At 43.2% G+C, this 19,261-nt stretch carries 17 protein-coding genes; 12 read left to right on the forward strand and 5 right to left on the reverse strand.

The genetic code is table 11. From position 1 onward, the window contains the following. The first annotated feature begins 31 nt into the window (after nucleotides 1–31). From OCU56_RS11925 to fis, 9 genes are all read left to right on the forward strand, one after another. The gene (locus tag OCU56_RS11925; protein ID WP_261873413.1) at nucleotides 32–1,849 is read left to right on the forward strand and encodes a DUF294 nucleotidyltransferase-like domain-containing protein; all 1,818 of its coding nucleotides are present in this window, start codon (nucleotides 32–34) and stop codon (nucleotides 1,847–1,849) included. A 2-nt stretch (nucleotides 1,850–1,851) separates the two neighbouring features. Then, nucleotides 1,852–2,484 (forward strand): 3'-5' exonuclease, encoded by a 633-nt coding sequence (locus OCU56_RS11930; RefSeq protein ID WP_261873414.1) that lies wholly within the window; start codon nucleotides 1,852–1,854, stop codon nucleotides 2,482–2,484. A 183-nt stretch (nucleotides 2,485–2,667) separates the two neighbouring features. Then, a complete protein-coding gene (gene acs / locus OCU56_RS11935) occupies nucleotides 2,668–4,617 on the forward strand; it encodes an acetate--CoA ligase (RefSeq protein ID WP_261873415.1) in 1,950 nt (649 codons plus the stop codon). Nucleotides 4,618–4,939: 322 nt separating this feature from the next. After that, nucleotides 4,940–5,389 carry a type II 3-dehydroquinate dehydratase gene (gene aroQ / locus OCU56_RS11940; protein WP_261873416.1) on the forward strand — a complete coding sequence of 150 codons (450 nt, stop codon included), beginning with the start codon at nucleotides 4,940–4,942 and terminating at the stop codon, nucleotides 5,387–5,389. 55 nt (nucleotides 5,390–5,444) lie between these two features. Next, on the forward strand, nucleotides 5,445–5,909 hold the full coding sequence (gene accB / locus OCU56_RS11945; protein WP_261873417.1) for an acetyl-CoA carboxylase biotin carboxyl carrier protein: 465 nt from the start codon (nucleotides 5,445–5,447) through the stop codon (nucleotides 5,907–5,909). A 14-nt stretch (nucleotides 5,910–5,923) separates the two neighbouring features. After that, complete coding sequence (gene accC / locus OCU56_RS11950) at nucleotides 5,924–7,267, forward strand: acetyl-CoA carboxylase biotin carboxylase subunit (protein WP_261873418.1); 1,344 nt, start codon at nucleotides 5,924–5,926, stop codon at nucleotides 7,265–7,267. A 147-nt stretch (nucleotides 7,268–7,414) separates the two neighbouring features. After that, nucleotides 7,415–8,305 (forward strand): 50S ribosomal protein L11 methyltransferase, encoded by an 891-nt coding sequence (prmA, locus tag OCU56_RS11955; RefSeq protein ID WP_261873419.1) that lies wholly within the window; start codon nucleotides 7,415–7,417, stop codon nucleotides 8,303–8,305. 131 nt (nucleotides 8,306–8,436) lie between these two features. Beyond that, nucleotides 8,437–9,402, forward strand: coding sequence for a tRNA dihydrouridine synthase DusB (gene dusB, locus OCU56_RS11960; protein ID WP_261873420.1), 966 nt, complete (start codon nucleotides 8,437–8,439; stop codon nucleotides 9,400–9,402). A 45-nt stretch (nucleotides 9,403–9,447) separates the two neighbouring features. Further along, nucleotides 9,448–9,744 carry a DNA-binding transcriptional regulator Fis gene (fis, locus tag OCU56_RS11965; protein ID WP_017027299.1) on the forward strand — a complete coding sequence of 99 codons (297 nt, stop codon included), beginning with the start codon at nucleotides 9,448–9,450 and terminating at the stop codon, nucleotides 9,742–9,744. Between the two features lie 322 nt (nucleotides 9,745–10,066). Here fis and yddG read toward each other — a convergent pair whose 3' ends face one another. The 3 genes from yddG to zntR form a co-directional block, all read right to left on the reverse strand. After that, nucleotides 10,067–10,909, reverse strand: coding sequence for an aromatic amino acid DMT transporter YddG (gene yddG, locus OCU56_RS11970; RefSeq protein WP_390904868.1), 843 nt, complete (start codon nucleotides 10,907–10,909; stop codon nucleotides 10,067–10,069). Nucleotides 10,910–11,060: 151 nt separating this feature from the next. Next, entirely contained in the window at nucleotides 11,061–12,254 is a 1,194-nt protein-coding gene (locus OCU56_RS11975; protein ID WP_261873422.1) for an SO_0444 family Cu/Zn efflux transporter, read from the reverse strand. Further along, nucleotides 12,251–12,679, reverse strand: a complete 429-nt coding sequence (gene zntR, locus OCU56_RS11980; RefSeq protein ID WP_315973178.1) for a Zn(2+)-responsive transcriptional regulator — start codon at nucleotides 12,677–12,679, stop codon at nucleotides 12,251–12,253. The genes OCU56_RS11975 and zntR overlap by 4 nt, the downstream gene beginning before the upstream one ends. 435 nt (nucleotides 12,680–13,114) lie before the next feature. On the opposite strand from zntR, the gene purH reads away from it, so the two are divergent. Continuing rightward, the gene (gene purH / locus OCU56_RS11985) at nucleotides 13,115–14,707 is read left to right on the forward strand and encodes a bifunctional phosphoribosylaminoimidazolecarboxamide formyltransferase/IMP cyclohydrolase (protein ID WP_261873423.1); all 1,593 of its coding nucleotides are present in this window, start codon (nucleotides 13,115–13,117) and stop codon (nucleotides 14,705–14,707) included. 135 nt (nucleotides 14,708–14,842) lie between these two features. Next, entirely contained in the window at nucleotides 14,843–16,132 is a 1,290-nt protein-coding gene (gene purD / locus OCU56_RS11990) for a phosphoribosylamine--glycine ligase (protein WP_261873424.1), read from the forward strand. 196 nt (nucleotides 16,133–16,328) lie between these two features. On the opposite strand, the gene OCU56_RS11995 is transcribed toward purD, so the two are convergent. After that, nucleotides 16,329–17,276 (reverse strand): IS30 family transposase, encoded by a 948-nt coding sequence (locus OCU56_RS11995; protein ID WP_261873425.1) that lies wholly within the window; start codon nucleotides 17,274–17,276, stop codon nucleotides 16,329–16,331. A gap of 200 nt (nucleotides 17,277–17,476) precedes the next feature. Here OCU56_RS11995 and OCU56_RS12000 point away from each other — a divergent pair, with 200 nt between their 5' ends. Continuing rightward, nucleotides 17,477–18,793 (forward strand): hypothetical protein, encoded by a 1,317-nt coding sequence (locus OCU56_RS12000; protein WP_261873426.1) that lies wholly within the window; start codon nucleotides 17,477–17,479, stop codon nucleotides 18,791–18,793. A gap of 142 nt (nucleotides 18,794–18,935) precedes the next feature. Here OCU56_RS12000 and OCU56_RS12005 read toward each other — a convergent pair whose 3' ends face one another. Beyond that, complete coding sequence (locus tag OCU56_RS12005) at nucleotides 18,936–19,130, reverse strand: hypothetical protein (RefSeq protein WP_261873427.1); 195 nt, start codon at nucleotides 19,128–19,130, stop codon at nucleotides 18,936–18,938. Between the last annotated feature and the right edge of the window lie 131 nt (nucleotides 19,131–19,261).

Below are 19,261 nucleotides of genomic sequence, written 5' to 3' on the forward strand. Positions count from 1 at the left end.
GTCAAAATATTAGCGAAAAGGAGCTATCTTCATGCCTGAAAAATTCAATACTCAGCACCCTCCTTTTGATCGTCTAACTCCGGCTGAGGTAAAAACATTAACCGCCTCCCTCGATATCGCGTACTTTCGCACTGGCGACACACTCTTAGAGAGTGGCCAAGTCAGTAGCCACCTATTTGTGTTAATCAAAGGTGCTGTAGAAGAAACTTCTCAAGGCGAAGTGTTTGCTCACTACGGACATGATGATCTGTTTGATGTTCGTTCATTATTTGACGGAAAAGTGCGCCACCAATACATCGCCCTAGAAGATGTATTGTGTTATCAACTTCCTAAAGAGGTGTTTCTTTCGTTATTTAATAACCCTGCTTTTGCCGACTACTTTGACCACCGTTTAGCCAAACGACAACAACTGATGAAGCAGGCGAAGAAACAACAAAATCTGGCCGAGTTTATCCTCACTAAAGTAGACGACTCCATTTATCATCCACCGCTTATTCTCACCCCCGACACCAGCATAAAAGAAGCCACCATACAACTTAACAATGACGATATTGATGCCGCTTTAGTGGCACTGTCAGCCACAGATTCACGCTTACAAGAGCATCCCGACTCGTCTCCATACGCCATCGTCACCAGAACCAATTTATTGCATTCACTGGTACTGCAAGAGATGAATGTGCAAACACCTGTCAGCCAAATTTCCACCTTCCCTGTCTTTGAGGTACAAGAGGGAGACTTTGTATTTAACGCTATGCTAACTATGACTCGCAACAAGATGAAAAGAGTGATGGTAGTGAACGATCAGCAAGCGGTTGGTATGCTGGATTTAACACAAATCCTCAGTGCCTTCTCTTCTCACTCTCATGTGCTTAGCCTTAGTATCGCTCGCGCAAAAAACATCGACGAGCTCGCTCAAGCCTCGCAACGTCAACAAGATTTTGTCAAAAGTTTATTAGTCAACGGCATCAAAACTCGCTTTATGATGCAACTTATCTCTGTACTCAATGAACAAATCATAGAAAAAGCATTTCAACTCATCATTCCCCCACAAGCACAAACACATTGCTGTTTGCTGGTTTTGGGCTCTGAAGGGCGAGCCGAACAGGTATTAAAAACCGATCAAGATAACGCGCTGATTATTGAAGAGGGGTTTGACTGGCCAGAATGTCACTCTTATATGCAGACGTTTAGCGAAACCTTACTGCAGCTAGGCTACCCTCTTTGTCCAGGTCAAGTCATGGTGAACAACCCAGCGTGGGTCGCCACTCAAAGTGACTGGCAAAAAAAGGTCGCACAATGGATAGCGGTCAGTAGCGCGGAATCGGTAATGCATTTAGCCATATTTTCCGACGCCCTCCCTGTGGCGGGCAATAAGCGTTTACTCGAACCTATTTCTAACACTCTACATAGTACACTCGCAGGTCGAATGTTGACGCTATCTGACTTTGTTAGACCAGCACTGCAATTCTCAGTGCCACTGACTCTATTTGGTAATGTGAAAGCACACAAAGAAGGGTTAGACATTAAACAAGGCGGTATTTTCTCCATCGTCCATGGCATTCGGGCTTTGGCTTTAGAACATAATATAGTGCAACGTAACACCTTCGATCGCATATCAGGTCTGCATCGCTTAGGTTGCCTAGAAGAAGATACCGCAGACAACTTAACAGAATCATTAAAGCTGTTCTTCAAATTGCGCTTGGCGCAACAGTTAACTCAACAAAACGCTTCCAATAATTTAGATATTAATCGGTTAGATAGAACCGAGCGCGACCTGCTAAGACACAGCTTACATGTCGTGAAGAAATTTAAGCAGTTCCTTAGTTATCACTACCAAATAAGGGACTGACTATGAATTGCTTATTGAAATATTACTGGCACCGGAAATTAAAAGGCTCCCCTTTCCAAGCGCTCTTTCGGCACAGTGACAGTACTGAATTTGTTTCCATTGATTGCGAAACAACCAGTCTACAACCGCAACGAGCCGAGTTAGTCACTATTGCGGCGACGAAAATCATTAATAATAGGGTGTTAACTAGCGACCCTTTTCATGTCAAATTGAAAGCGCCACAATCTTTAGATGCCCATTCCATCAAAGTACACCAGATCCGTCACCAAGATTTAGGGGATGGTCTCGATGAAAAGCAAGCGTTACAGCAATTGCTGGATTTTATAGGCAATCGCACCATAGTGGGTTACCACATCCGCTACGATAAAAAAATTCTCGACCGCGCCTTCAAAAAACATTTTGGTTTTCCGCTCCCCAATACCATCATTGAAGTCAGTCATATTTATCAGCAAAAACTTGAGCAACATCTGCAAAATGCCTACTTCGACCTTAGTCTCGAAGCAATTTGTCGCCATTTAGACTTACCCATACGCGACCACCACAACGCACTGCAAGATGCGATTACTGCGGCTTTGGTTTTTGTCAGGCTCACCAAAGGCGACATACCCAATCTCAACATGCCACACATTAAGTAACCAATATGTGCGCTAATTCATATTTATTTTGCGGTGCCATTCCCCATCTCATCCTAAAGTCTAATTGTGAAAATGTATTAGGTAATAGAAAGTGATAAGCATTACTACAAAATATTAAATAGCACGTCAGTTAGCGAGCGACCGTCACATCGCACAGCGGCAAAGTTCACAAGGAGAGAAGCAATGAGTGAAGCCCACATTTATCCAGTTAAAAATAATATTACATCTGTCACCCATGCCGACAACGATACCTATTTGAATATGTATCAACAGTCTGTAGAAAACCCAGAGGGATTTTGGTCTGAGCATGGAAAAATCGTCGACTGGATTAAACCCTTCACTAAGGTCAAAGAAACCTCCTTTGATACCGGGCATGTCGACATAAAATGGTTTGAAGATGGCACATTGAACGTTTCAGCCAACTGTATCGATCGCCACCTAGCAGAACGCGGAGATGAGGTCGCCATTATTTGGGAAGGCGATGACCCCGCCGATGACAAAACGCTCACCTTTAACGAACTGTACAAAGAAGTCTGTTTATTTTCCAATGCCTTAAAAGCACAAGGAGTACAAAAAGGGGACGTGGTGTGTCTGTACATGCCAATGGTGCCAGAAGCGGCGATTGCCATGCTCGCTTGTACTCGAGTGGGTGCCGTGCACACTGTGGTATTTGGTGGTTTTTCTCCTGAAGCACTGGCTGGGCGAATTGAAGATTCTGATGCAAAAATAGTGATCACCGCCGATGAAGGTGTGCGTGGCGGTCGCAGTGTGCCGTTAAAGAAAAACGTAGATCAAGCATTACAAAACCCTAATGTCACTACCATCAACACTGTAATGGTATTCCAACGCACGGGAGCAAACATTGACTGGAATGCGGATGTGGATGTGTGGTGGCACGATGCCATTGCTAATGTGGACGCCCATTGCCCACCAGAAGAAATGAACGCAGAAGATCCGCTATTCATTTTGTATACATCGGGCTCAACCGGTAAGCCAAAAGGGGTATTGCATACTACGGGTGGCTACCTCGTTTATGCCACTATGACCTTTAAGTATATTTTCGACTATCAACCTAGTGACGTGTTCTGGTGTACTGCCGATGTAGGTTGGATAACCGGACACTCTTATCTTGTGTATGGCCCATTAGCCAATGGGGCGACGACGATTTTATTTGAAGGTGTACCTAACTACCCCAACACCAGTCGCATGAGCGAAGTGGTCGATAAACACCAAGTCACTCTGCTGTATACCGCTCCCACCGCTATTCGCGCACTAATGGCAAAAGGTAACGAAGCGATTGAAGGCACCAAACGAGACAGCCTGCGCATTATGGGGTCGGTCGGTGAGCCCATTAACCCAGAAGCATGGGAGTGGTATTACAACACCATAGGCAACGGGCAATCTCCTATTGTAGATACTTGGTGGCAAACAGAAACCGGTGGCATTCTTATTAGCCCATTACCTGGTGCCACCGCTCTAAAACCCGGTTCAGCTACGCGTCCCTTTTTTGGCGTGCAACCCGCTCTAGTGGATAACATGGGGAACATCATTGAAGGCGAGGCATCTGGAAACTTAGTGATTCTCGACTCTTGGCCGGGACAAATGCGCACAATTTATGGTGATCATGACCGTTTCGAGCAAACCTATTTTTCCACCTTTCAGGGTATGTACTTTACCAGTGACGGGGCACGACGTGATAACGATGGCTACTATTGGATTACCGGCCGAGTGGATGATGTACTCAATGTATCAGGGCATCGAATGGGCACGGCCGAGCTAGAGTCGGCATTGGTGGCTCATGAGAAAATTGCCGAAGCGGCTATTGTGGGCGTTCCTCACGATATTAAAGGTCAGGCCATTTATGCCTACATTACCCTCAACGCTGATGAATACCCGAGTGCCGAACTGCATAAAGAGGTCAAAGATTGGGTGCGCAAAGAAATAGGCCCAATCGCAGTACCTGATACCTTGCACTGGACGGACTCACTACCGAAAACTCGTTCAGGTAAGATAATGCGTCGAATATTGCGCAAAATCGCCACTGGAGACACCAATAATCTTGGCGATACCTCAACATTAGCCGACCCAAGTGTGGTTGAAAAACTCATATCCGAAAAAGGTGAACTGGTTTAACCACTCCCCTCAAAGTCATTAGCCGTCACATCGTGACGGCTTTTTCATTTAAAGACAGTTACAAATTAAACATAATAAAATGAAATGTTTAACCTATTATTACTGAATCAGCATTATTCACATTTATCTAACAGCTTTTCCATAGCAAACCTGTCGCGCCTCTCGGTGATTAGACCAGTAAAATGCTGTTAATTTCGTTGAATTAGCTATAATCATGCGCTACTTTGCTTTTTTACATAATTCTGACTGGATTTAATTCAGAATTCGTAAAATAATTAAAGACTATAATGAACAACTCACATTAACGGAAGATAGCGACAAGATGACAACAAAATCACGTGTTCTACTCCTAAATGGCCCTAATTTAAACTTACTCGGAAAACGAGAGCCTGAAGTTTACGGTCACGCTACATTAAATGACATAGTCAATAACCTGCATACACAAGCAGAGCAGGCAGGAATAGAACTCACTCATGTTCAGTCAAACCGAGAATATGAGCTTATTGATGCTATCCATAATGCGATGGGAGAGATTGATTTTATTATCATTAACCCCGCAGCATTCACCCACACCAGTGTGGCACTAAGAGATGCTTTGCTGGGGGTCAACATTCCGTTTATTGAAGTTCATCTATCAAACGTACATGCCCGAGAACCATTTCGTCATCACTCTTATCTATCAGATAAGGCGGTGGGAGTGATCTGCGGACTAGGTGCTCAAGGCTACAATTTCGCATTGTCTGCAGCAGAGAAGCAGCTACAGGCAAAATAAAATCTAAGCCGTCTCGACACTATCGAGAGGCCCAACACAAGACAAGAGAAGAATCATGGACATTCGCAAAATAAAGAAGCTAATTGAACTAGTAGAAGAGTCGGGAATTGCAGAGCTTGAAATTTCTGAAGGTGAAGAGTCTGTACGCATTAGTCGTCATGGTAATGCTCCAGTAGCACCAATCCAATACGCTGCTGCACCCGCTCCTATTGCAGCTCCTGCCCCTGTTGCAGCGCCAGTGGCTGCAGCTCCTGTTGCCGCAGAAGTTGCTGCGCCAGTTGAAGCAGGTCATAAAGTTCTTTCTCCAATGGTAGGTACTTTCTACCGTGCTCCTGGTCCAGACACTAAGTCTTTCGTAGAAGTTGGCCAAACCATCTCTGAAGGCGACACTATTTGTATCGTTGAAGCGATGAAAATGATGAACCAAATCGAAGCTGATAAATCAGGCGTTGTGACAGCAATTCTTGTTGATGATGGTGCTCCGGTAGAATTCGACCAAGCTCTGATCGTTATCGAATAATTGAGGTCCACACTATGCTAGACAAATTAGTCATCGCGAACCGAGGCGAAATTGCGCTTCGTATTCTTCGCGCATGTAAAGAGCTAGGTATTAAAACCGTAGCCGTTCACTCAACCGCTGACCGTGATCTAAAACACGTACTGCTTGCTGACGAGTCCATCTGTATCGGTCCTGCTCGCGGCATCGACAGCTACCTAAACATCCCTCGCATTATTTCTGCGGCGGAAGTATCAGGCGCTGTGGCCATACACCCAGGTTACGGCTTCTTATCTGAGAATGCTGACTTTGCTGAACAAGTAGAGAAATCTGGCTTCATCTTTGTGGGTCCAAAAGCGGAAACCATCCGCATTATGGGTGACAAAGTTGCCGCTATCAATGCAATGAAAAAAGCGGGTGTTCCTTGTGTACCTGGTTCTGACGGCCCTCTTGATGACAATGCAACAGTAAACAAAGCTCACGCTAAACGCATTGGCTACCCTGTTATCATCAAAGCCTCTGGTGGTGGCGGTGGTCGTGGTATGCGCGTTGTACGTGCAGAAGCGGATCTTATTGAAGCCATTGCTATGACTCGTGCAGAAGCAAAAGCGGCCTTCAACAACGATATCGTTTACATGGAAAAATACCTTGAAAACCCTCGTCACGTTGAAGTTCAAATCATTGCTGATGGCCAAGGCGGCGCAATTCACCTAGGTGAACGTGACTGTTCTATGCAACGTCGTCACCAAAAAGTTGTAGAAGAAGCTCCAGCACCAGGTATTACTGATGATATGCGTAAGTATATCGGTGAGCGTTGTACGCGCGCTTGTCTTGAAATCAATTACCGCGGCGCAGGTACTTTTGAGTTCCTATACGAAAACGGCGAGTTCTACTTCATTGAAATGAACACCCGTATTCAGGTAGAGCACCCAGTAACAGAAATGGTGACCGGTGTTGACCTAATCAAAGAGCAACTTCGTGTTGCTGCAGGTCAACCACTATCCTACACCCAAGATGATATTAAACTGCGTGGCCACGCTATCGAATGTCGTATCAACGCAGAAGATCCTGAACGCTTCCTACCATGCCCAGGTAAAATTGAGCGCTTCCACGCTCCAGGTGGCATGGGCGTTCGTTGGGAATCTCACATCTACTCAGGTTACACAGTACCACCTCATTACGATTCAATGATTGGTAAACTAATCACCTTTGGTGAGAACCGTGATGTTGCCATTGCACGCATGAAAAATGCATTAAGTGAAATGATTATCGAAGGCATTAAAACAAACGTGCCACTACAACTTGAAATCATGAATGACGAAAACTTCCAACACGGTGGTGCTAATATCCACTACCTAGAGAAGAAGCTTGGTCTTCAGTAGTCGCTAATTATCGCTATACGCTTTAAATAGGTAAATTTAAGGGTTACAGCCACGCAGATGGCTGTAACCCTTTTTCTTTTCATAGATGAAGTTGGTTAAAATTACTGCTAAAATCCACGCCAATTATCAAAACTCAGAGTGAACTCCATGCCTTGGATTCAAATCAAACTTAACGCCACTGACAAAAACGCTGAACAAATCGGCGATATGTTGATGGAACAAACGGGTGCCCTTTCCGTTACTTTCTTAGACGCTAAAGATACCCCTGTTTTCGAACCACTACCGGGTGAAACTCGCCTATGGGGTGAAACTGATATTCTTGCGTTATACGATGCCGAAGCCGATACGCAATGGATAATAAGCCAAATAGCGGCCAGCAACCTTCTAGAACAAGGCTTTGCCCACAAAGTTGAACAGCTTGAAGATAAAGATTGGGAACGTGAGTGGATGGATAACTTCCACCCAATGAAATTTGGTGAGCGCCTATGGGTTTGCCCAAGTTGGCGTGAAATTCCAGAGCCTGATGCGGTCAACGTCATGCTCGACCCTGGCCTCGCTTTTGGTACAGGCACACACCCAACAACATCACTGTGTTTAGAGTGGTTAGAAGGTCTGGATCTTAAAGATAAAACTGTTGTCGATTTTGGCTGTGGTTCAGGTATTTTGGCGATCGCCGCGATCAAATTGGGTGCGAAAAAAGTTATTGGGATCGACATTGATCCACAAGCGATCATCGCTTCCACCGCCAATGCCGAACGTAATGGCGTAAAAGATCAGTTAGCGTTATTCCTTCCTCAAGACCAACCTGAGGGCCTAATTGCCGATGTTGTAGTCGCTAATATTTTAGCTGGCCCATTGCGTGACCTTTCTCCTGTTATCAAATCTCTAGTAAAAGACAACGGCGTACTTGCCATGTCTGGGGTGCTAGATACACAAGCAGAAGATGTCGCCAACTATTATCGCGACCAGTTTGATATACAACCAATTGCAGAACTGCAAGAGTGGTGTCGTATCTCAGGAAAAAAGCACTCTAGTTGAGTCACATCAAAAATTGTGTAAAAAGTGCGCAAGTTAGCAAATATTTTTTGAAATGCTCAAATATTAGGCTTTTCACGCGCCCAAAAAATGCGTAAAATGCGCGCCCTTGCTGTTAATAATGTGACCATGATTTGAAAATCGGTAAATATCAACTTAAGAACAATTTAATTGTAGCACCTATGGCCGGTGTTACAGATAGACCGTTTCGAGAGTTGTGTCTACGCTATGGTGCGGGTATGGCAGTCAGTGAAATGATGTCATCTAACCCTAAAACATGGAATACAACAAAATCACTGCAACGAAGAGTACACGAAGCTGAATCGGGCATTCGCTCGGTACAGATTGCAGGATCAGATCCACAATTAATGGCAGAAGCAGCACAATTTAATGTTGAGGGCGGTGCGCAAATCATCGATATCAACATGGGTTGTCCCGCTAAAAAAGTGAACAAAAAACTAGCCGGTTCAGCACTACTTAAGCACCCAGAACTTGTGCAACAAATTCTGAAGGCGGTGGTAGATGCGGTAGATGTCCCCGTGACATTAAAAACTCGAACCGGTTGGGATACAGAGCATAAAAACTGTGTCGACATCGCTAAAATGGCCGAAGACTGCGGCATTCAAGCACTCGCCTTACATGGTAGGACGCGTACTTGTATGTACAAAGGAGAGGCAGAATATGAAAGCATCAGAGCGGTCAAGCAAGCTATTTCAATACCTGTTATCGCCAATGGTGATATAGATAGCCCAGAAAAAGCAAAGCATGTACTGGAATTTACCGGTGCAGACGCATTGATGATTGGTCGTCCCGCCCAGGGTCGTCCATGGATTTTTCAAGAAATCCAACACTATTTAGAACACGGCACCACGATGTCTCCACTTCCTATGCAGGAAGTAAAAGACATTATGCTTGGTCACGTTCATGAACTTCATCAATTTTATGGTGAGTTCTTAGGTCCGCGCATTGCAAGAAAGCATGTGGGTTGGTACTTAAAAGAGCATGAACAAGCGAGTGAGTTTCGCCGTATCTTTAATGCTATCGACGTTGCTCCAGAGCAATTAGACGCATTACAAGAGTATTTCAATTCCTATCAATGATAGGGATATGGTTGCATCATAATTACGAGAAGAGCTAGACTGAATATGTTCGAACAAAACCTGACTTCTGAAGCACTAACAGTTACAACAGTAACTGCCCAAGACCAAATCGCGCAAAAACCACTTCGCGACTCAGTAAAAGTTTCAGTAAAAAACTATCTTGCACAATTAAACGGTCAGGATGTAGACGACCTTTATGAGTTGGTACTAGCTGAAGTTGAACAACCACTACTAGACATGATCATGCAATACACTCGCGGCAACCAAACTCGCGCTGCGTCTATGATGGGTATCAACCGTGGTACACTTCGTAAGAAACTTAAAAAATATGGCATGAACTAATACATATTAGTTTAAGCATTTGAATTTAAAGGGTTTATCATTTTTTGATAAACCCTTTTTCTTTTTATAACGATCATAAATGATCATTCACTTTTCCACTTATATAGTTATTGGCTTTATGTAGGATAAAAGGTAGTTAGGCTACTCACGCGACGTTATACATGTAGCTTGCTGTTCCTTTCATATCAGAACCTCCTCTAAGCGCTGCCTTACTTAGAGTGGGTATAACTAACAAATATGATCAGACGACGTTTCATTTATATAGTTATCGGGTTATACAAGTCTAAAAGGCGACTTCCCTATCAAAATTAATATTGCCTCATTATTTAGTCACTCGCCAACAAATCACCGACCCCAATACCACCATAGACACCCCCTGCCAGAAGCTACTAGAGAGAGCGATGCCCAAAATAACCGATGAGAATAAGGTAGAAAAAATAGGGGTAAAATAAGACAAGGTCGCAAGCAGCAGCATATTTCCTTTCATGATGCCACTGTTCCACAAACCATAACCGCTGGCCATAATCAGAGCTGCGAGCACTAAATAGCAAATAGACTCACCATCAAATACAAGAGCGGGCTCATCACTAAATCCATAGTGAACCCATAATACCGATGCGGTCATCGCAAAAAACAAGGTAATGGCGTTTTTACCGTTAGACAAACGTTTAGTGATATTGCAATAAATTGCCCATAAAAATGCACCTATTAGCGCCATTGCATAAGTAGCCGGATTACTTTGCACATTGTGCGCTAGCTGAGTGATTGATAGCGCTTGATCCCCTGTTATAGCCCAAGCTACGCCAATAAACGCCAAAGCCACACTAGGATAGAGCCAAACGCTGGTTTTTTTGCCACTGCTAATCACCGCAATCAATACAGTTAAAGCTGGCCACAGGTAGTTAATAACGGCCATATCAAGGGCTTGGTGTCTATCGTGAGCCATCCCTATAGCTAACGACAAACAGACCTCATAAGCGGCAAACAAGCCCCCAGCAATCAGCACATAGCGCTTTGATAATGTGTTGAGTTTAGGGCTGCCCACCACTAGCATCAAAAACAGTGTAGCTAGAGTATAAATACTGGCAGCCCCACCTATTGGTCCCAAATGCTCGGCAACCTTGCGCGCCACGCCTATAACGCAGCTCCAAAGTAAAATGGCCATTACGCCGTATAGAGTGTACTTATGTGTTTGCAAAATTCGTCCTTATCTTCAACACTCTCCATGTTACTGAATAAGACGCCTTTGACTATCCCCCATTAAGTGCATATAAAAAAGGCCCGCGACTTGGCGGGCCCTTCATTTAAACTCTCTTTTAGTGCACTAAACCGCGTTGCAACAGCAAGCTGTGGATTTTTTGCCAATAGTAGCGGGCCATGAGTAAAGCCAAAACAATAGCTGATGTGATACTTAACCAGTGCGGGAGTACTTCGTGCTCACCTGCGCTCAATGGTTGTACTACAAAACCATAGGTCGAAACTAAATAATCTGTAGCTAAACCAAACACAATCGCTGTCCCTACCACTCCGGTTAAATAAGCAAATAACGAACGTTTACCTAACTCTTTACCCACTACTCCTAGAGTTGCAATATTAGTAGCAGGGCCTGCAAGCATAAATACCAATACCGCTCCTGGGCTAATACCAGACATTAATAAACCTGCGGCAATCGGCGTAGAGGCTGTGGCACAGATATACATAGGCACACTAATAGCGACCATGATGAGCATGCTCCAAATCGTCCCGCCCCAGTGAGCTAGAAAATCAGTTTCTACATACGTTTGCACTAAAGAGGCAAAAAATAAGCCAATGATTAGCCATGTGCTTATATCTTTGATCAAATCCGTTGTCGCAAAACTCACACCTGACTTTAGTTTGCCAAATGCAGATTTGCTATCGCCCCCTTTAGAAGAACAACATTTTGCTGTAGTTGACGTAGATTCTGCGGTTTTAGAAGAGCAGCACTTTGCTACAGTTGGCGTAGGTTCTACTGTTTTAGATGAACAGCATTTTGCTGCAGTTGGCGCAGGTTTAATGGCATTGACGGCAAAACCTGCACTGGGCTGATCCAAAGGTTGTGAATGGCGCTTTGACGATTTGACTTTAGAGGGCAGATCCTCTCGACCCACTAATAACCCAGCAACAATCGCACTGCAAATAGCGGCAATAGGTCTAATAATGGCCATAAAAGGCCCAAGTAACGCATAGGATACCGAAACAGAGTCTAAGCCAGTCTCGGGGGTTGCCACAAGAAATGAAGTTGTCGCACTTTTTGATGCTCCGCTGCGACGCAAACCTAGAGCGGCAGGAATCACCCCACAAGAACATAATGGTAAAGGCGCACCAATAAATGCCGCCTTTATTGTTGTCTTGGCTCCTTTGCCACCTAAGTGCTTAGCTAATAAATCGGTGGGAACCCACTCCTTTAAAAGACCTGCGACCACTAAGCCAAGGAGCATCCAAAAGCCCGACTCTATAAATAGCCCCACAAAGTTATGTAATAAATTCACTTTGTTTCCTCCTGTACATCACAATCAGCACTATCAAGAGCCTCTAAAATCGAACAATGCGTAGCGGGTTCATCACCACCACAACAAGAAGCACTTAACTTAGCCAATGAACTTTGGAAAACCTGTAACTCGCGCATTTTCTCTTCAATTTGAGCCAGTTTAAGATCAACAATGCCTTTCGCCTCATGGCAACGGTAATTGTCGCGATCAAGCTGAATGGATAACAAGTCTTCTATCTCGGTTAAAGTAAACCCCACCTTTTTGGCGCGGATAATAAATCCCAGTCTATCGGCATCATTATCATTATAAACTCGGTAACCACTAGCACTTCGAGAGCTTGCTTTTAACAGGCCATGCTTTTCATAAAAACGTAATGTATCTGGCTTGATGTAAAATCGTTTTGCCAGCTCTCCAATTTTATACATTCTCATACTCATTAAATTAGTTATTACATCATAAGTATAAACCTTAGATACAACTCCAAGGTCAAGTTTGTAAGCCAATTAAAAGTGAAATAGTGCTTACTTTAATTTTTGCTCATTCTGAACATCAATAAGCTCCAAATAAGGATTTTTTACAATAAAATGCAAATGCCAAACGATTGCGCGAGCTTTTTAGTAAATTATTCGCTAGAATACGCGCCATTCGAATTGATGTTTTTTTGCACGCTGAAGATTTTTGTCAAAGTTGTCTAATAGTCATAATACAGACTCAACTTTGACAAACATCTTTTCATCCAACTTGATTCCAAAATCAGCAGATGTTGTGAGGATGCACCAGACGATCAAGCTAATGATTCGGGGCTTCTCATTTATTCTGTCGATAACGGATAATCTTAAGTACTTGAGGAATATGGAAGCATGAGTATCGCTCGCCCAATTCGCCGCGCTCTTATCAGCGTATCTGATAAAACTGGCATCGTAGAGTTTGCTAAAGCACTTGCTGAACGCAACGTTGAACTTCTTTCTACAGGTGGCACAGCTCGCCTACTTGCAGAGCAAGGTCTAGCTGTCACTGAAGTGTCTGACTACACTGGCTTCCCAGAAATGATGGACGGCCGTGTTAAGACACTTCACCCTAAAGTACACGGTGGTGTACTGGGTCGTCGTGGTCAAGATGACGACATCATGGCAAAACATGACATCAAACCTATCGATATGGTTGTTGTTAACCTATATCCATTTGCTGAAACAGTCGCAAAAGAAGGTTGTACTCTTGCTGACGCAGTTGAGAACATCGACATCGGTGGTCCAACAATGGTTCGTTCTGCGGCTAAAAACCACAAAGACGTTGCTATCGTAGTGAATGCACACGACTACAACCGTGTTATCACTGAAATGGACAGCAACGAGAAATCTCTAACTCTAGACACTCGTTTCGACCTAGCCATTGCAGCATTTGAACACACTGCAGCTTATGACGGCATGATTGCTAACTACTTCGGTACTATGGTTCCTTCTTACGGCGACAACAAAGAAGGCGACCAAGAGTCTAAATTCCCTCGCACTTTCAACCAACAGTTCGAGAAAAAACAAGACATGCGCTACGGTGAAAACAGCCACCAAGCAGCGGCATTCTATGTGGAAGCAAACCCTGAAGAAGCGTCTGTTTCAACAGCACGTCAAATCCAAGGTAAAGCGCTTTCTTATAACAACATCGCTGATACGGATTCAGCCCTTGAGTGTGTTAAAGAATTTGCAGAACCCGCCTGTGTTATCGTTAAGCACGCCAATCCATGTGGTGTTGCACTAGGTAAAGATATCCTAGAAGCGTATAACCGTGCATTCCAAACCGATCCAACTTCAGCCTTTGGTGGCATCATCGCTTTCAACCGCGAGCTTGATGCAGCAACCGCTACAGCCATTACTGAACGTCAGTTTGTTGAAGTAATTATTGCCCCTTCTGTATCAAAAGAAGCTGCAGAAATCGTAGCCGCTAAGAAAAACCTTCGCCTGCTTGAGTGTGGCGAATGGACAAGCAAAACAACGGGCTTTGACGTGAAACGCGTTAACGGTGGTTTGCTAGTTCAAGACCGCGACCAAGGCATGGTATCTCAAGATGACCTTACCGTTGTTTCTGAGCGTCAACCAACAGCAGAAGAGCTAAAAGATGCATTGTTCTGCTGGAAAGTAGCGAAGTACGTTAAATCTAACGCTATCGTTTACTCTAAAGGCGACATGACTATCGGTGTAGGTGCAGGCCAAATGAGCCGCGTGTACTCTGCGAAAATTGCCGGTATTAAAGCTGCTGACGAAGGTCTACAAGTTGAAGGTTGTGTCATGGCGTCGGATGCGTTCTTCCCATTCCGCGATGGCATTGATGCGGCAGCAGATGCTGGCATTAAATGTGTTATCCAACCTGGCGGCTCTATGCGTGACCAAGAAGTTATCGATGCGGCTAACGAGCACGGCATGGCGATGATCTTCACTGGTATGCGTCACTTCCGTCACTAATATTTCTACATCTTTAGCACTACCGCGATAATCCAATTGTCACGGTAGTGCTTATTGTTTGAGATACCGCTTTAATTGCTTTCAAGAGTGTCTTTCGAACAACAAAAACAGCGATTTTTGAATTAAGGATAATATATGAACGTTCTTATTATTGGTGCTGGCGGTCGTGAGCACGCACTAGGCTGGAAAGCCGCGCAAAACCCAAATGTTGAAACAGTATTCATTGCACCTGGTAATGCAGGTACTGCTATCGAGCCAAAACTGCAAAACGTAAACATTGGCGTTGAAGATATCGAAGCATTGGTTGCTTTCGCTAAAGAAAAAAGCATCGAACTGACTATCGTAGGCCCTGAAGCGCCTCTAGTTATCGGTGTGGTTGATGCCTTCCGTGAAGCGGGCTTGCCTATCTTTGGTCCAACACAAGCAGCCGCGCAACTTGAAGGTTCTAAAGCTTTCACTAAAGATTTCCTAGCGCGTCATGATATTCCAACGGGTTACTACGCAAACTTCACTGAAATTGAGCCTGCACTGGCTTATGTTCGTGAACAAGGTGCACCGATTGTTGTTAAAGCTGACGGCCTAGCCGCGGGTAAAGGCGTTATCGTTGCCATGACCCTTGAAGAAGCCGAAGACGCAATTAAAGACATGCTAGCGGGCAATGCCTTTGGTGATGCAGGTAGCCGCGTGGTTATCGAAGAGTTCCTAGAAGGCGAAGAAGCCAGCTTCATCGTTATGGTAGACGGCTCTAGCGTACTGCCTATGGCAACTAGCCAAGATCACAAACGTGTTGGCGACAAAGATACTGGCCCTAACACTGGCGGCATGGGTGCATACTCTCCAGCTCCTGTTGTGACGCCAGAAATTCATAACCGTATTCTTGAGGAAGTTATCTACCCAACTGTACGTGGTATGGATGCAGAAGGCGCACCTTATACAGGTTTCCTATATGCAGGTCTTATGATTGCAGCAGACGGAACACCTAAAGTTATCGAATATAACTGCCGCTTTGGTGACCCAGAAACGCAACCTATTATGATGCGTATGGAGTCTGACCTTGTTGAACTTTGCCTAATGGCAATCGACGAGAAACTAGACCAAGCAGAATCTAAATGGGACCCACGCGCTTCTATCGGTGTGGTTCTTGCAGCCGGTGGTTACCCAGCAGACTACGCCAAAGGCGATGTAATTTCTTTGCCTACAAGCGAAGCGGAAGGTCAAAAAATCTTCCACGCAGGTACTGCAAACAACGACTCTGGCGATGTTGTGACTAACGGTGGCCGCGTACTTTGTGCAACGGCACTAGGTAACACAGTGTCTGAAGCTCAAGAGCAAGCATACGCCCTAGCAAAACAAGTGAGTTGGAACGGCATGTTCCACCGCAACGACATTGGCTACCGCGCCATTGCTCGTGAACTGCAAAAGTAAATTAACTATTTGCTCGCTGTATTAAAACAAAAAACCCAAATGTATTTAGTATGTTTGGGTTTTCTTATTCTAAGTCATTAATTTCAATAATCATCTACTATTTCCTTAATCTAAAAGAAATTAGACCTCATTAAATGCCCACTGCGAAATCTAGGTTTCTCCCGAATTCAACTCCGAAGTGCGACATTCTTAATATTCAAGTAGCCTCCATCATTTCTCTAAAAATGACAGCAGGTTGCTTGAACCCTAAACACTTTTTTGGACGATAATTAATTCGTTGTTGCGCCCTTTCAATATCATCATCACTGACCGTTCGTAGATCTGTTCCTTTCTTTACGTACTGTCTCAACAGGCCGTTAGCATTTTCATTCGCTCCTCGTTCACAAGAGCTGTAAGGGTGTGCGAAGTACACATCGGTTTCTAATGCCTGTGCTATTTCTTCATGACCTGCAAACTCACGACCATTATCTGCGGTAATAGTATGAACTAACGCTTTATAAGGCATCAGCATTGCTATGGTTGCGTTAGTCACGTCTTTTGCTGACTTAGAGGGCACTTTCTGTGTCAGATAAAAACGCGTTTGACGCTCTAAGAGAGTGACAATTGCCCCCGTTCCATGCTTGCCTAAGACCGTATCAATTTCCCAGTCACCAAAGCGTTCACGACTATCAACAATGTCAGGCCTTTCATCTATTGAAACTGCGTTTTTGATTGCAGGTGCTTTCTCTGTCTTGCCCCGTCGATACCGCTTATGGCCTTGGCGCAAGTGCTTAAATAGCTTTCCACCTTGTCGCTTATTACGAGCGACGAATCGGTAAATCCACTCATGGCTCACTTTAGCCCCTGCGCGGGTTAAGACATTAGATATTTGCTCTGGACTCCAATCGATAGACAACAGAACCTCAATAAAATCTATACGCGATTGAGGTACTTGATACTTACGGGCTTGCCGTCGTTTTTCTATTGATTGATGATGTGCTTTGTCTGGCCGATATTGTTCTTTCTTGCTACATCGTTTCAGCTCTCGATAAACGGTTGAGCGATGGCATTTAACTGTCTTAGCAATTTCAGATATTGAAATTCCCCGTTCCAAAAGGGCAGAAATTTGATATCTTCTTCCCTCGGTCAACTGCTGATAATTCATAGTAGTACTGCTTGTTTCTTTGGCGAGAAGAGCGTACCACTTTCGGCAGTTGGCTTCCTCTTCTATGCCTTTCCATGAATGTCGCAGTTATTATCTGAAATCGGGCCAATAAAGATACTCAATCAATCTCTTAATCGATTAAATCTAAACTGTATAAAATACCACCTAATAAAATATATTAAATTCTTAAAGGTATAACAGTGGTGATTTTTTCAAAAAAACTAACAGTCGGTGTACTACTAGTTTCATCAACAACTCTCTTTGGCTGTGGTGGTGGTGGCGATAAAGATCTAACGACAATAAAAGATGCAGATCTTACCCTCAGCCTTAATACTCATGAGCAAATTAATACTGTTGTATCGGAAGTCATAATGCCGTCATTTATTATACTAGATGATTATTCCACGGCTCTTAATGCCCACGATAGCGATAAGTACTCATCACATGGTGAATTTATTGCTGATTCAGGATCTCAAACATGGGATTGGGATGATCAAACAAGTACTATATCAATCAACTATAAAAATTCAACATATGATCATGCTGGCCTAACGATTAATGGCAACATTAATGATACCAGCAATGACAATTATATCCTCACTGCAAATATAAATATAAAATCAACTAATCATGATAAGAACTTAAACATTTCATTTAAAAGTATAAATCAACATGATTGGTCTATGACTACTAAATCATCATCTATGGGAATATACAAAGTTGACGCTAGTGATTTAGATTCAGATTTAGAACATCATCAAGGGCATTTGACAATTGTAGGTAAAGATAATAAAAAATGGCTAATTGACTTCTTTGATGGTGGATATTCAGTTAGTACACCCAATAGCGAAAGCTATAATTATTATAACGATGGCAGGACTGCTGAAAACCGACAGTCTTTGACATTAGAAAAAGGCACTATAAGTCAGTTTAGCAATGATAGTGACTCAGATATAATAGCTAGTTTAGTTAGCAATGGTCTAAAGAGTATCATTCATACTATGATCATCACTGAAAACAAAAGTGGATATCAAGCATGCGAAGACAGTGGCTCTTATCAAGAATATGATGATAATTTTAGCTTCAGCAATTGTAATAAAAATAATTTCGTTATTAATGGTAGTCTTAGTAAAAAGAATAATAAAACTAAAGCTGATTTAGATATTAATGACCTCGTTAAAAGTATTACAGGGCATTTATCAGCTAATTCAATGAAACTAACTTCAACCTCTGCTGAGACGTTTATTATTAGTAAAAATTATTATTATGATAAATTGACATTTGTTACTCAATATTCTAATTCCGACAGCAATAACCAATACGTTGTATTAAAATCGACACCCCCTCATGGCATCTCTTTTGATGCTGATGGTTTAGGTCAAGAATACCCGAATGATGGCTTTCTGGTTATATATAGTGGCAATTCAACTTGGTATGCAAATATCAAGGGTTCTTCTTTTGATCTTACATCTCCAAATGGAACAGTTACATCCCACTACCTAGATATTTTAAACTAATATTTAGTACTACTATAAATATAGCCCCAATAAATAAAAACTCATTGGGGCTGTACAAATATATAATAAAAAGAACATTTATCTACGATAAACACATCACTACCAACTAAATAGATAAAATCACAATAAACTAAACGATCGCTTACTCAACGGGCCTTTCAATACACTCAGCACCACAGTGCTGTAGAATCAGTAATTTATCGACCATCACGCTTTTGGCTTTGTACTCTCCAACAAAAGCGGCAAAGTTTTCCTCGTATCTTAAACGCTCATAATCACTGATAGTAATAGAGCATTTAAATTTAATGTCTTTAAACACTTTACCTTCGCAGGTCATGAAGACACCTTCTTTACTATAGCCTAAATTAATCTAGGCTAGGCTTTTCGTAATCTAGGTTCGTAGTCAAAAGAACATTGGCTACCGCGCCATTGCTCGTGAACTGCAAAAGTAATAGCCACTCTTTAGCG

This window comes from Vibrio rarus (genome assembly GCF_024347075.1).
GTDB lineage: Bacteria > Pseudomonadota > Gammaproteobacteria > Enterobacterales > Vibrionaceae > Vibrio > Vibrio rarus.

Bases quoted from the DNA above. Each gene is read 5' to 3' on its own strand.
- OCU56_RS11925 (WP_261873413.1), top strand. From the start codon at position 32: ATGCCTGAAAAATTCAATACTCAGCACCCTCCTTTTGATCGTCTAACT.
- OCU56_RS11930 (WP_261873414.1), top strand. From the start codon at position 1,852: ATGAATTGCTTATTGAAATATTACTGGCACCGGAAATTAAAAGGCTCC.
- acs (WP_261873415.1), top strand. From the start codon at position 2,668: ATGAGTGAAGCCCACATTTATCCAGTTAAAAATAATATTACATCTGTC.
- aroQ (WP_261873416.1), top strand. From the start codon at position 4,940: ATGACAACAAAATCACGTGTTCTACTCCTAAATGGCCCTAATTTAAAC.
- accB (WP_261873417.1), top strand. From the start codon at position 5,445: ATGGACATTCGCAAAATAAAGAAGCTAATTGAACTAGTAGAAGAGTCG.
- accC (WP_261873418.1), top strand. From the start codon at position 5,924: ATGCTAGACAAATTAGTCATCGCGAACCGAGGCGAAATTGCGCTTCGT.
- prmA (WP_261873419.1), top strand. From the start codon at position 7,415: ATGCCTTGGATTCAAATCAAACTTAACGCCACTGACAAAAACGCTGAA.
- fis (WP_017027299.1), top strand. From the start codon at position 9,448: ATGTTCGAACAAAACCTGACTTCTGAAGCACTAACAGTTACAACAGTA.
- yddG (WP_390904868.1), bottom strand. From the start codon at position 10,909: ATGGCCATTTTACTTTGGAGCTGCGTTATAGGCGTGGCGCGCAAGGTT.
- zntR (WP_315973178.1), bottom strand. From the start codon at position 12,679: ATGTATAAAATTGGAGAGCTGGCAAAACGATTTTACATCAAGCCAGAT.
- purH (WP_261873423.1), top strand. From the start codon at position 13,115: ATGAGTATCGCTCGCCCAATTCGCCGCGCTCTTATCAGCGTATCTGAT.
- purD (WP_261873424.1), top strand. From the start codon at position 14,843: ATGAACGTTCTTATTATTGGTGCTGGCGGTCGTGAGCACGCACTAGGC.
- OCU56_RS11995 (WP_261873425.1), bottom strand. From the start codon at position 17,276: ATGAATTATCAGCAGTTGACCGAGGGAAGAAGATATCAAATTTCTGCC.
- OCU56_RS12005 (WP_261873427.1), bottom strand. From the start codon at position 19,130: ATGACCTGCGAAGGTAAAGTGTTTAAAGACATTAAATTTAAATGCTCT.